This is a genomic window from Paenibacillus sp. J22R3, assembly GCF_056269305.1.
Genome location: NZ_JBWDNS010000006.1, coordinates 40460 through 53356, shown reverse-complemented (window position 1 = coordinate 53356; position 12897 = coordinate 40460). Strand labels below are relative to the sequence as shown.

Below are 12897 nucleotides of genomic sequence, written 5' to 3'. Positions count from 1 at the left end.
GACATAAGGTCTCCACAAGGATGTGGAGAACTACCCAACTTCAAGGAGGAAGAAAAAAATGAGAATTAATCACAACATCACAGCTTTGAACACACACCGTCAATTGGGTGCAAACAGCCAAGCAACAGCTAAGAACATCGAGAAATTGTCTTCCGGTCTTCGCATCAACCGTGCAGGTGACGATGCAGCTGGTCTAGCAATCTCCGAAAAAATGCGTGGCCAAATCCGTGGTTTGGACATGGCTGCTAAGAACTCCCAAGATGGTATCTCCCTTATCCAAACAGCTGAAGGCGCTTTGAACGAAACTCATAGCATCCTTCAACGTATGCGCGAACTTGCTAACCAATCAGCTAACGGAACTAACACTGACGCTGACCGTGGCGCGCTTCAAGATGAGATGAACCAACTGACTTCCGAAATCAACCGCGTAGGTAACACTACTGAGTTCAATACTCAAAAATTGCTTCAAGGCGATGGCAAAGTTAGCCTAGTTAAAACTGGCTACACTGCAGCTACATCTGTTACTGGTGCAACTGTAAATACTGCAGCTTCACAAGCAACTACATTTGGTACACTGGTTACAGGTGATAATGGGAAATCTGCAACATTTACTTTGAATGGTCAAGCAATCAAAGTAAACCTAGTAGAAGACACAGCTAATGTAACAGCTACTACTGCTGTAGTTGATACAGCTAATGCTACAGGAAATGAAATTACAATTAAATATAGCGGTACTGTGACTGCAGCTAACTTTGGAACTGCATTGTCTTCTGCTTTAACTACTGCTATTGGCAAAAACTCTGCATTGGCAGGTAACTTCACAGCTACTAATGCAGCAGGCATATTGACAGTAGCTGCAACAACAACAGGTAGTGCGAATGGTTCTGCTGGCAACATTGCAGCAGCAAGTTTCTCAGCAGCTCTAGCTACTGCAGCAACTGGTGGAGCAGCAACTGTTGGTACTACGGTTCATACTCAAGAAGTGCAAACAATTGACTTTGCAGGATTAGATACTACAGGTACTGCTGCTGCTAACAATGCTGCAACAGATGCTGCAATTAAAGCACTAGTAGGTAAAGGTATGACTATCGCTGGTCAACAAATCGAATTCTACAATGCTAATGACGGCGAATATAAAGGCGACGCAATTGGCGTTAATATCAGTACAGCTCTGGCTAATGCTGAGGCAGCTGACGGCGATAAAGTTAAAGAACTCGTTAAAAACATTGCAGCTCAAGTTGGCGCAAAAGTTCCTGGTGTTAAAATCGCACAGGATACTACAACTCTAACTAAGTTGAACATTACAGATGCTACTTATGTTGGTGCAGCTGGTAAAGGTAAAATTGGAATTACTGATGGCGGCATCCAAGAAGAGTTCAAAACTTCGTTCCAAATCGGTGCTAACACGGGTCAATCCATGAGCCTTGAAATTTCTGATATGCGTTCCAAAGCTCTTGGTATCACAGCTAAAGCAGGCGATGCTGGCTTCACAGCAGCTAACTCTGTAACAAACGGAACTGATGACGTTAAAGGCGAAGCTGCTCTTAACATCTCCACTAAAGCTGATGCTGCTAAAGCAATCGCAGTTCTTGATAAAGCAACTGCTACTGTTTCCAGCGAGCGTTCCAAACTAGGGGCAGTTCAAAACCGTCTTGAGCACACAATCAACAACTTGGGAACAGCTTCCGAGAACCTGACTGCAGCTGAATCCCGTATCCGTGATGTTGATATGGCGAAAGAAATGATGGAGCAAACTAAGAACAACATCCTTGCACAAGCTGCACAAGCTATGCTTGCACAAGCTAACCAACAACCACAAGGCGTTCTTCAATTGCTTCGTTAATTTAAGCGTAGTGACAAAAAGATCTTGGATGAAAATCCAAGGTCTTTTTTTTAAATGAATTTTTTGAGGAGTGCTACGATGGCGAACGATGTACCTGACAAAATGTTATATTTCGGAACTGGTGTTAGTTTGGGGAGTAGCATTAACATTTCAAATGGCAGCAAAGTTTGGATTGGTAATAATGTAACGCTAGCACATCAAGTGCAATTAATTTGTAGTTCAGTAGGCAATCAAAATGAAAAATTAGGGATGAAAATCGGTGATAGAACGTTAATCGGATTGAATTCAATTATTGAATCGTTCAATCAGATTCTAATAGAAGAAGATGTATTAATTGCCCCGAGAACTTATATATCTGATTCACAGCACGAATATGGAAACCCACAGATACCTATCAATCGTCAAGGGATCCAAAGTAAGAACAATGTACTTACAATTAAACGCGGAGCTTGGATTGGTCATTCTGCAACGCTAATTGGGAATATCACAATTGGGCATGGAAGTGTAGTTGGAGCGAATGCTGTAGTGAATTTTGATGTTCCATCGCATTGTGTCGTGTTTGGCAATCCTGCGCGAGTCTTGAAGTTATACTGTTATAGACAAGAAAAATGGATTAAACCTCAATCAGGAGAAGAACTTGTCAGTGTACTAGAGAATAGAGGAGTATTCAACGGATATGATGACAAGTTTATTGTCGAACAACTGAAAGAGGAACTTTCGCAGAAGTTGAGCGAATTTCATGAAATATCGTAGTAGATTAATAAATTAAATAGGAATATAGAAGGGGATATTCAAAACCTTCTTGAACAGAGTATCCCTTGAGAAAAAAAGAGATCCTAGATTATCTAGGGTCTCTTTTTGTTTTCTATCTAAGCTATTAGTCCTACATACATTTTTTCACTAGGCTATACAGGTTTGCTCTTATTACACCGATATAAGAAGTAATATAACTTCGGGAGGAAAGCGTTATGAATACGAATTTGCCAATCAGCAATTCTGTTCCCATAAGCAGTCCTATAACTACTACTGCCAGCGATCGGCAAGTCGTGTCAGATCAGCAGCCGAGTGCTGCGCCTGCGCTTCAGAATGCAAGGGAATTAAAGCAAGCGGAGAACACCGGCGTAAAGGTACCGCTCGGCGAAGAAATGTTGATTAAAGCGATTGAGAAAGCGAACAAAGCGGTGATGGGTGTGGCGACTTCTTGTGAATTTTCGATCCACGAGAAAACCAAGCAGATTATGGTGAAAGTTGTCGAGAAGGATACGGGAAGACTAATTCGAGAAGTACCGCCGGAGAAAATATTGAATATGGTAGCCGCAATGTGCGAGAACGCCGGAATTTGGATCGATGAACGGAGATAGCAGCGTCAGAAGGAGGACTGTAACGAAATGGTAATGAGGCTTAATGGAATGGCATCAGGCATGGATATCGACACCATCGTCAAGCAACTTATGACAGCTGGTAAGGTACCGGCAGATAAGCTGAAACAGCAGAAGCAGAACGTGGAATGGCAGCGTGACGCTTACAAGGATTTAAACAAGAAATTGCTTGATTTCCGTAATAATAAAGTCTTTAATTTCAAAGCCGATCGAACATTAGGAGCGAAGCTGACAACGATTAGCGGCGATAATCAAGTGTTTACGGCTACCGCTAGAGCAGATGCGCCGATAGGTACAACATCTATTAAGGTTATGGCACTTGCAACTTCGGCTAAGATGTCGGGAACCGATATCCGTCAAGCTCCTGCTGTTCCAACTGATCCCGCTTTCGATGCATCCAAAACGCTCGAAGATCAGAAGGCATTACTGAAAGTAACTCCTAATGTAGGCGCCGGAACGGACTATTCCTTCAAAATTAACGGAACTCAGATCGATGTAGATACGAGTGTGGATTCGCTCAATGATGTGATCTCTCGTATTAATAAGACGACGAATGTGAATGCTTTTTACGATTCGTACACGGGACAAATTGGTTTTACGACGAAGGCGACAGGGATAAATGCAGATATTAAGATTACGAATGATACAGGTGGTTTTGCTGCTAATATTCTAAAATTGCCTGCAACAAGTGCTACAGGCGAGAATGCCAAACTAGAAATCAACGGAATTGCGACAGAACGCGAGAGCAACTCGTTCACCGTCAATAACATGGATATCGTTCTGAAGCAGAAGAGTGTCTTTACGGGAATAGCAGGACAAGAAGCTGATCCTACCAAATATGTAGCTACTTCCATCGGGGTATCCACGGATACGAGCAAGATTGTCGATTCGATTAAGACCTTCATCGCCGACTACAATGATGTACTGAAGACTTTGCAGGACAAAGTCGGAGAGAAGAAGAACCGCGACTTCCAACCGCTGACCGAAGATCAGAGAAAAGACATGAAAGAGGACGATATTAAGCTTTGGGAGACTAAGGCAAAGACAGGGATACTGCATAATGATAGTATTTTTACGTCAACTATTGCTTCCTTGCGGACCGTCACTTCCACTGTTGTAAATACAGGCAATGCTAACTATACGACCCTATCGTCCATCGGTATTGGATCAACCAATTATCTGGATAACGGTAAGATCTCTATATTAGATGAAGAGAAGCTTAAGACAGCCATTGAGAAGGATCCGGATGCGGTATTGGCGCTATTCTCGGCTGCCGGCAATGGGGATGCGGATGAGTCGGATGTCGGGATTGTTCAGAAGATGTACGGTAACCTGAAAGGCACGCTTGAGAATCTCTCCAGCAAAGCAGGTACATCCTTATTCTCTGACGAGGTCTTGAAGTCGGACAGCATTATGGGTAAACAGCTCTCCAAGCTAAACGATCAAATTACAGCGTGGAACCGTCGTTTACTGGACATGGAGGACAGATACTACAAGAAATTTACCGCGATGGAGACCGCGATCAGCAAGTTGAATTCCCAATCGTCTAGTCTGATGAGCTCTATTGGGGGCCAATAATAGGAGGAACCGTTGATGCTGCAAGCACAGAAGAATAGATATCTCGACAACTCCGTCCAAACTGCTTCACCTGCACAGTTGCTGATTATGCTTTACGATGGCGCCATTCGATTCTCGAAGGCTGCCATTCTGGCAATCAAAGAAGGTAAGAATGAGGACGCTCATCGTAATCTTGTGAAGGTTCAAGATATCGTTGCGGAGTTCGAAATTACGTTGGATCGCAAATCGGAGCTGGCTGACAGTTTGCTGAAGCTGTATGAATACTTCAAGAATCGTCTGAGAGAAGCGAACCTGAAGAAAGACGTAGCACCTGTTGAGGAAGTGCTCGGTTATTTAACGGAACTTCGCGAAACCTGGGTAGCCGCAGCCAAGCCGGTGGCAAGCGTTCAGAGGAGCTCTTAATTGGTATGGAAGCCTTAAAGGAACTAGAGCAGTTAACCTTGCAACTTGTAGCAGACATCCACGAAGTGACTGTCGAACAGATCGAAGACTTCCTGGATCACAGAGGAAGCATCATTGAGGCGATCCAAGCTCAATTTGCCCTTCATCCGGCCGATAGTACCAATCAACAACAGGTGAATCGGATTCTTAGCTTCGACTCTCGCATTCTGGGGCGTATGGAAGAGCTTAAGAATGAAGCAACCTTAGGCATGGATAAATTCAACCGTGCCCGCGTTCAACGGGACGCCTATGGCGGCGGAGGGGCATACGGTACAGACAACAGTATGTTCTTCGATGAGAGGAACTAGCGATACGATGTTATTATCGATGAAAGCACCCCTTGAGGGTGCTTTTTTTGTGGATGGCGAAAAAATTAAACCAATAAAATCAATAATGTATTCGCTTACAAAAACTTATTGACAATATTGTGAAGTGGGTGTTATATTCGATTTGTGGGCCACGCCTAGTGATCTCGCAGCTATTTGAAGATGAAGGGAATGTTCTCAATGCAAGGTAAAGTTAAATGGTTTAACGCAGAAAAAGGTTATGGTTTCATCGAGACAGAACAAGGCGGCGACGTATTCGTACATTTCTCCGCAATCCAATCCGAAGGTTTCAAAACTCTTGAAGAAGGCCAATCCGTAGAATTCGACATCGTCGAAGGCGCGCGTGGTCCTCAAGCTGCAAACGTTACTAAACTGTAATCATACCGCTGTTAAGCGGCCACATAATAAATGGTACGCGCTTAACCGAATGATCGGCAGAAGCCCTGGGCAACCAGGGCTTTTTCTTATGTTTACCCCTGATTCTATTTCTAGAAACTGCCAAATACTATATTTTCAGATATTTCACAAAATACTGAAAATACCTTTGAGATCGCCCACATAGGGTGTTATAATAAGACTATGTAAAAGGAGGAATGCCACATGAAATACAACATTCGAGGTCAACACATCCTGGTGACAGACGCCTTGCGCGAATATGTCGAGAAGAAGCTAAGCCGCCTAGAAAAGTATTTTGAAGAGCCGTTCACCTCCGAGACAAACGTTACAATGTCAGTTACGAAAGGCAAGCATGCTATTGAAGTCATGATTCCACTCTCGAACGCGATGCTAAGAGCAGAGGAGAAGAGCGAGGATATGTACGCTTCCATTGACTTGGTAGTGGACAAACTGGATCGTCAGATTCGCAAACATAAAACTAAAATCAACAGCCGATATCGCAAAGAAAGCGGCATTCGCACGATGTTCAAAGACGACGGCGCAGCCGTTCGGGTACTGGAGGAGGAAGAGGACTACGAGCTTGTTCGAACGAAACGCTTCCTATTAAAGCCGATGGACGTGGAAGAAGCGATTTTGCAAATGAACATGGTGGGACACAGCTTCTTCATGTTCGCGAATGCGACAACCAAAGAAGTGAATGTTGTTTATAAACGCAGCGACGGACGATATGGATTAATTGAAGCAGACTAATATGGATCACATCGGGCCCTGGGAAACCGGGGCTCTTTTTGCATAAGGGCGGGAATGTTGCTCACTTAACCGGCATATAATGGAGACGCCGCTCGGGGCAACCGGCAAGAAATACAGGATGACAGCGGGTTTGCGTGCGCAATCCAGCTTCTGGCTCAGGGGGCCGACATTGCGGGAACTGCCGCAAACTGATACAATTTATGCAAACAGGCGTAACAGACGAAAGGGGAAGACCATGCTCGGACTTGTAAAGAAATTATTCGGAGACGCCAACGAACGTGAGATTAAGCGTCTAATGCGTACCGTGGAGGAAATTAACGGCCTGGAGCCGCAAGTTTCCAAGTTGTCAGATGATGGACTTCGTGAGAAGACAGAGGAGTTTAAAGCACGTCTCGAGAAGGGCGAAGATATTGATACCCTGCTTCCAGAGGCATTTGCAGTTGTTAGAGAAGCTTCCAAACGCGTTCTGGACAAGCGCCATTACGACGTACAGCTGATCGGCGGTATGGTGCTGCACGAAGGCCAAATTGCTGAGATGAAGACCGGTGAAGGTAAGACGCTCGTCGCTACCCTTGCTGTTTATTTGAACGCGCTTCTGGGCAAAGGCGTTCACGTCGTTACGGTCAATGACTACTTGGCTACGCGTGACAGCGAGCAAATGGGTCAGCTCTATAAATTCCTAGGCTTAACTGTCGGTGTTAACCTGCATGGCCTCAATCATGATGAGAAGCAAGCAGCCTACGCATGCGATATCACATACGGAACGAACAATGAGTTTGGATTCGACTACTTGCGTGACAACATGGTTCTGTACAAAGAACAAATGGTACAGCGTCCGCTTTATTATGCCATTATTGATGAAGTCGACTCCATTCTTGTCGATGAAGCTCGTACACCGCTCATTATTTCCGGTCAGGCGGCTAAATCGACGGAGCTTTATTTTGCAGCAGATCGCTTTGCGATTCGTTTGAAAGTGGAAGAAGATTATACGGTTGACGTGAAGGTGCGTTCTGTAACATTGACGGATGCAGGCGTTGAGAAAGCGGAGAAAGCATTCGGCATCGAGAACTTATTCGATCATGCCAATGTTACGCTCAACCATCACATTCAGCAAGCGCTCAAAGCGCATGTTATTATGAAACGCGACGTAGACTACGTGGTACAAGAAGACGAAGTTGTCATTGTCGATGAGTTTACAGGCCGTCTAATGGCTGGCCGCCGTTATAGCGATGGATTGCACCAAGCGATCGAAGCGAAAGAGCAAATTAAAGTACAGAATGAGAGCATGACGCTCGCTACGATTACATTCCAGAACTACTTCCGGATGTACCGCAAGCTGTCGGGTATGACAGGTACAGCGAAGACAGAGGAAGAAGAGTTCAAGAAAATTTACGGTCTTGAAGTTATTCAAGTGCCGACAAACCGGAAGAATATCCGTGATGATATTGCGGATGTTGTTTATAAGACAGAGAACGGCAAGTTCAAAGCGGTGGTTGAAGAGATCGTTAATCGCCACAAGAACAAACAGCCCGTGCTCGTAGGTACAGTTTCCATCGAGAATTCTGAGAAGCTCTCCGAGCTGCTGAAGAAACGCGGCATTACTCACAAAGTACTGAACGCGAAGTACCATGCAGAGGAAGCCGAAATCATTTCTCGCGCGGGTCAATCCGAGTCCGTTACGATTGCAACGAACATGGCTGGCCGTGGTACCGATATTTTGCTTGGTGAAACGGTTGATGGTGTTGGTGGCTTGCACATTATTGGTACGGAGCGCCATGAGAGCCGTCGTATCGATAATCAGCTGCGCGGTCGTGCCGGTCGTCAAGGGGACCCGGGTTCCTCGCAGTTCTACCTGTCGCTTGAAGATGAGCTTATGCGCCGTTTCGGCTCTGAGAACATCATGGGGATGATGGAGCGTCTTGGTTTCGAAGAAGACCAACCGATCGAGAGCCGTCTGATCTCCCGTGCGATCGAATCTGCGCAGAAACGCGTAGAGGGCAACAACTTCGATCAACGTAAAATCGTTTTGCAATACGATGACGTAATGAACCAACAGCGTGAAATTATCTACAAGCAGCGCCGCGAAGTACTCTTCTCCGAGAACATTCGCGAAATCGTGCTTGAGATGATCAAGCCGGTGATTGCGAAGATCGTAGAAGCCCACTGTCCGTCTGATGATGTACCGGAGAACTGGGAGCTGCAAGAAATCGTGGATTATGCAGAAGGTAACTTCCTGAACGAGGATAGCATCACGAAAGAAGATCTGTGGGGCAAAGAGCCGGAAGAAATCAATGATTTCTTGTACGGCAAAGTGATTGAGCTCTACGATCAGCGTGAAGAAGGAATCGGTCATGAAACGATGCGTGAATTCGAGAAGGTTGTCGTGCTGCGTGCAGTAGACAGCAAGTGGATGGATCACATCGATGCGATGGATCAGCTTCGTCAAGGTATCCACCTTCGTGCATACGGCGGTACAGATCCGCTGCGTGAATATCAATTCGAGGGCTTCGAGATGTTCAAGGAAATGATTGAGCATATTCAAGAAGAAGTCACCAAATATATCATGAAAGCACATGTGGAGAACAACCTGGAGCGCCAAGAGGTAGCGAAAGGTCAAACGGAGTCCGGCGGAAGCAGCGAAATGCAGCAGAAGCGTCCGGTTCGTAAGGAAGAGCGCGTGCGTCGTAATGATCCGTGCCCATGCGGCAGCGGCAAGAAATACAAGCAATGCCACGGACAATAAGCCTGCCTAGTGCATAAGGTAGGGCAACGAAGTTAATTTTGAGGTGAAGCGACCGTCATGATAGATATAACGATGAAACAAGATCTGCGTGAAATGGCGAAGCGTCTCCAAGAACTCAGGGGGTCTCTTTGACTTAGATATTAAGCAAGAGATGATTCTCAATTTCGAAGAGAAAATGAGTGCTCCGGGCTTCTGGGATGACAATGAACGTGCACAGACCACCATCTCCGAGATGAACGCCGTCAAATCCGTCGTCGATCAATTTGAACGGATGCAAAGTGAGCATGAAGATCTGCAAACGATGCTGGAGCTGGCGGAAGATGAAGGCGAAGATGCCGGCCTCGAGGCGGAATTGAAGCGTAGTGTTGCGGAGCTCGTTGGCAAAGTGAGCGAGTTTGAGCTTCAACTGTTGCTTAATGAGCCTTATGACAAGCTGAATGCCATTCTTGAGCTGCATCCCGGCGCGGGCGGCACGGAGTCGCAGGACTGGTGCCAAATGCTGTACCGGATGTACACACGTTGGGCAGAGAAATCCGGCTTCAAGGTAGAGCTTCTGGATTACCTTGCCGGGGACGAGGCGGGCATCAAGAGCGTAACGATTTCCGTCAAAGGCCATAATGCATACGGGTATTTGAAGGCGGAGAAAGGCGTTCATCGTCTTGTGCGAATCTCGCCTTTCGATGCTTCCGGTCGGAGACATACGTCCTTCGTTTCCTGTGACATTATGCCGGAGATTGACGATGACATTGAAATTGATATCCGTTCAGAGGATCTCAAGGTCGACACGTACCGGGCCAGCGGCGCGGGCGGTCAGCATATCAACAAGACGGAATCGGCCATTCGGATCACGCATATGCCTTCGGGTATCGTCGTTTCCTGCCAGACGCAGCGCTCGCAGATTCAGAACCGTGAGCGTGCGATGCAGATGCTTCGCTCCAAGCTTTACGAACGTAAGATTGAAGAGCAGCAGAAGCATCTGGCAGAAATTCGCGGCGAGCAATCCGATATTGCTTGGGGCAGTCAAATCCGCTCCTATGTGTTCCATCCGTACAGCATGGTCAAGGACCATCGCACGTCGGTGGAGACAGGCAATGTCGGCGCGGTGATGGACGGCGATCTGAATATGTTTATCGATGGCTACTTGCGCAGCAAGATCCGTCATGAAGAGCAATAATGAAGGGCTAGTAAGAACGCGTGCATAGCCTGGAGTAAGAGTTCCTACACTACTATGTGTCGGAACTCTTTTTTGTGGATGAATGGATGTTACCTATAGAAGGATGGGGTCAGCAATGAGTTTGCAGCAAGAACAAGGGATGAAGAAGCTACATAGAGAAAATCGAAGACTAAGAAAACCATTGGGGCCCAAGAGTGAAGCGGCGCTCAGCGTGGCGCTGCTGCTTGTCGGTTCTTTTCTGATCGCCATCAGCTTCAACATGTTTCTGGTACCGCTTGGTATTGCATCCGGTGGTGTATCGGGTATTTCCATCTTGGTCAATCGCGTATGGGATATCCCGCCTGCTTATACACAGTGGGCACTTAACGTGCCGCTCTTCTTGGTGGGACTGTGGCTGCTCGGCAAACGCTTCGCACTGAAGACAGCACTTGGCTCCTTCTTGCTGCCGCTGCTTGTTTTGTTCACTTCCGATTGGCAGCCACCTACGGATAATGCGATGCTCGCATCCATCTATGGCGGGATTGGCGTCGGGGCAGGACTTGGCCTTGTTTTCAGGGGACGAGCTTCGACAGGCGGTCTTGATCTGGCGGCGCAGCTGCTGCATCGTTTCACCGGTGTGCGGCTGGGGCTGGCAGTAGCGTGCTTCGACGGTCTCGTCATTGCCGCAGCGGGGATTATCATCGCGCCGGAAAATGCACTTTATGCACTGGTAGGCTTGTTTGTAACAAGCAAAACGATCGATTTTGTACAGACAGGGCTTGCTACCTCGAAGGTTGCCTTCATTATTTCGGACAAGCCGGAGGCGATTACGCAGGTAGTGCTCCATGATCTGGATCGCGGATTGACCAAGCTGGATGGGCATGGCGGTTATACGGGCGAAGCGCGTACCGTGCTGATGGTCGTTGTCGGACAAGGCGAAGTGTCGAAGCTGAAGGGGCTCGTGAGGACGGCAGACCCCTATGCGTTTGTTATTATTAGCGATACAGCCGAGGTGCTGGGGGAAGGCTTTCAATTGCCGTAAATTTGCCGCAAATATACGTATTTTTTACGTTGAATTATTATGAATACGTATGTATAATAATACAAAGTGTTAGCTATTTCCTCTATCCCCCTGTTCGTGTACAATGGATAGCTAGGAAGGATATGGATGGGAGAGAACGGACATGAGTAAAGCAGTGAAAGCAGCGATTATCGGATCAACAGGGTACGGCGGCGTTGAGCTTATCAGGCTTCTGGCCCACCATCCGCAAGTAGAAGTGACTTCTGTCATTTCATCGTCGAGCGCAGGTGCGCCGATTGCGGAAGGGTTCCCGCATTTGACCGAAATTTGCACAGATATTCTTGATGACGTTAATCCGGCTTTGATACGAAGCAAAGCTGAGGTTGTTTTTATAGCAACTCCACCGGGCATTGCAGCCCGGCTTATCCCTTCGCTTCTGGCGGAAGGGCTGAAAGTGATTGATATTTCCGGTGACCACCGGCTTAAATCTCGCAGCGAGTACGAGACTTGGTATAAGAAAGAGCCTGCGGAGCAGCAGTACTTGGATCAAGCCGTTTACGGTCTATGTGAAGTGTATGGCGATGCTGTGCAAGGCGTTGATCTTATTTCCAATCCGGGCTGTTTCCCGACCTCGGCACTGCTTGGATTGATTCCTGCGGTACAAGAAGGCTATATCGATCATTCCACCATTATTATAGATGCCAAATCCGGTGTTTCCGGCGCAGGTCGCGGAACCAGCGTAGGCAACCACTATCCGGAAATCAATGAGAACTTCAAGGCTTACAAGATCAATAAGCATCAGCATATTCCGGAGATCGAGCAAGTGTTGTCGGATATTGCAGGCGAGAAAGTACTGACGACGTTCACGACCCATTTGGTTCCGATGACGCGCGGTATTATGAGCACGATCTATGCGACCGTTATAGATGGTCACAGCGTTGAGGACTTTATTGCGTTATACAGCAATTATTATGAAGGTCGTAAATTTGTCCGTATTCGCAAGAACGGCACATGGCCGGCAACCAAAGAAGTATCAGGCTCCAACTACTGTGACATCGGCTTCTCCGTAGATGAGCGTACAGGGCGCATCACGATTGTGTCGGTTATTGATAATCTTGTGAAGGGTGCTGCTGGGCAGGCCATTCAAAACTTGAATTTGATGATGGGCTGGGACGAGGCGCTAGGCCTTAACTTCGTGCCGATGTACCCGTAAAGAGGAGACCTCTGGTCAACTCAGCATTCATCCAAAAAGGAGACGCGATTGAAC

12 protein-coding genes are annotated in these 12897 nt (G+C 46.8%); all 12 read left to right on the top strand.

Going from position 1 to position 12897, the window contains the following annotated elements:
• The first annotated feature begins 58 nt into the window (after positions 1-58).
• The 12 genes from AC0YN4_RS23845 to argC all read left to right on the top strand — a co-directional run bounded on the left by AC0YN4_RS23845 (position 59) and on the right by argC (position 12843).
• Positions 59-1843, top strand: a complete 1785-nt coding sequence (locus AC0YN4_RS23845; RefSeq protein ID WP_475782974.1) for a flagellin N-terminal helical domain-containing protein — start codon at positions 59-61, stop codon at positions 1841-1843.
• A 78-nt stretch (positions 1844-1921) separates the two neighbouring features.
• Positions 1922-2596: an acyltransferase gene (locus tag AC0YN4_RS23840; RefSeq protein WP_475836955.1), complete on the top strand. Its 675-nt coding sequence runs from the start codon at positions 1922-1924 to the stop codon at positions 2594-2596.
• 215 nt (positions 2597-2811) lie between these two features.
• The gene (locus tag AC0YN4_RS23835; RefSeq protein ID WP_475782972.1) at positions 2812-3204 is read left to right on the top strand and encodes a flagellar protein FlaG; all 393 of its coding nucleotides are present in this window, start codon (positions 2812-2814) and stop codon (positions 3202-3204) included.
• 27 nt (positions 3205-3231) lie between these two features.
• Entirely contained in the window at positions 3232-4800 is a 1569-nt protein-coding gene (gene fliD, locus AC0YN4_RS23830; RefSeq protein WP_475836954.1) for a flagellar filament capping protein FliD, read from the top strand.
• A 15-nt stretch (positions 4801-4815) separates the two neighbouring features.
• Positions 4816-5202 carry a flagellar export chaperone FliS gene (fliS, locus tag AC0YN4_RS23825; RefSeq protein WP_475836953.1) on the top strand — a complete coding sequence of 129 codons (387 nt, stop codon included), beginning with the start codon at positions 4816-4818 and terminating at the stop codon, positions 5200-5202.
• Positions 5203-5207: 5 nt separating this feature from the next.
• Positions 5208-5549: a flagellar protein FliT gene (gene fliT / locus AC0YN4_RS23820; protein WP_475836952.1), complete on the top strand. Its 342-nt coding sequence runs from the start codon at positions 5208-5210 to the stop codon at positions 5547-5549.
• Positions 5550-5747: 198 nt separating this feature from the next.
• Entirely contained in the window at positions 5748-5945 is a 198-nt protein-coding gene (locus AC0YN4_RS23815; RefSeq protein WP_090575545.1) for a cold shock domain-containing protein, read from the top strand.
• A gap of 222 nt (positions 5946-6167) precedes the next feature.
• Positions 6168-6713 carry a ribosome hibernation-promoting factor, HPF/YfiA family gene (gene hpf, locus AC0YN4_RS23810; protein WP_475782968.1) on the top strand — a complete coding sequence of 182 codons (546 nt, stop codon included), beginning with the start codon at positions 6168-6170 and terminating at the stop codon, positions 6711-6713.
• A gap of 235 nt (positions 6714-6948) precedes the next feature.
• The gene (gene secA / locus AC0YN4_RS23805; RefSeq protein ID WP_475782967.1) at positions 6949-9456 is read left to right on the top strand and encodes a preprotein translocase subunit SecA; all 2508 of its coding nucleotides are present in this window, start codon (positions 6949-6951) and stop codon (positions 9454-9456) included.
• A 57-nt stretch (positions 9457-9513) separates the two neighbouring features.
• A protein-coding gene (gene prfB / locus AC0YN4_RS23800; RefSeq protein WP_475782966.1) for a peptide chain release factor 2 occupies positions 9514-10630 on the top strand; the annotation gives its coding sequence in 2 pieces (ribosomal slippage) (positions 9514-9585 and positions 9587-10630; 1116 coding nt in all).
• A 115-nt stretch (positions 10631-10745) separates the two neighbouring features.
• The gene (locus AC0YN4_RS23795; protein ID WP_475782965.1) at positions 10746-11651 is read left to right on the top strand and encodes a YitT family protein; all 906 of its coding nucleotides are present in this window, start codon (positions 10746-10748) and stop codon (positions 11649-11651) included.
• Positions 11652-11793: 142 nt separating this feature from the next.
• Positions 11794-12843, top strand: coding sequence for an N-acetyl-gamma-glutamyl-phosphate reductase (gene argC / locus AC0YN4_RS23790; protein WP_475836951.1), 1050 nt, complete (start codon positions 11794-11796; stop codon positions 12841-12843).
• Positions 12844-12897: the final 54 nt, after the last annotated feature.

What these genes read in the sequence shown, in the direction of transcription:
- AC0YN4_RS23845 (WP_475782974.1), top strand. Translation starts at nt 59, where the DNA reads ATGAGAATTAATCACAACATCACAGCTTTGAACACACACCGTCAATTG.
- AC0YN4_RS23840 (WP_475836955.1), top strand. Translation starts at nt 1,922, where the DNA reads ATGGCGAACGATGTACCTGACAAAATGTTATATTTCGGAACTGGTGTT.
- AC0YN4_RS23835 (WP_475782972.1), top strand. Translation starts at nt 2,812, where the DNA reads ATGAATACGAATTTGCCAATCAGCAATTCTGTTCCCATAAGCAGTCCT.
- fliD (WP_475836954.1), top strand. Translation starts at nt 3,232, where the DNA reads ATGGTAATGAGGCTTAATGGAATGGCATCAGGCATGGATATCGACACC.
- fliS (WP_475836953.1), top strand. Translation starts at nt 4,816, where the DNA reads ATGCTGCAAGCACAGAAGAATAGATATCTCGACAACTCCGTCCAAACT.
- fliT (WP_475836952.1), top strand. Translation starts at nt 5,208, where the DNA reads ATGGAAGCCTTAAAGGAACTAGAGCAGTTAACCTTGCAACTTGTAGCA.
- AC0YN4_RS23815 (WP_090575545.1), top strand. Translation starts at nt 5,748, where the DNA reads ATGCAAGGTAAAGTTAAATGGTTTAACGCAGAAAAAGGTTATGGTTTC.
- hpf (WP_475782968.1), top strand. Translation starts at nt 6,168, where the DNA reads ATGAAATACAACATTCGAGGTCAACACATCCTGGTGACAGACGCCTTG.
- secA (WP_475782967.1), top strand. Translation starts at nt 6,949, where the DNA reads ATGCTCGGACTTGTAAAGAAATTATTCGGAGACGCCAACGAACGTGAG.
- AC0YN4_RS23795 (WP_475782965.1), top strand. Translation starts at nt 10,746, where the DNA reads ATGAGTTTGCAGCAAGAACAAGGGATGAAGAAGCTACATAGAGAAAAT.
- argC (WP_475836951.1), top strand. Translation starts at nt 11,794, where the DNA reads ATGAGTAAAGCAGTGAAAGCAGCGATTATCGGATCAACAGGGTACGGC.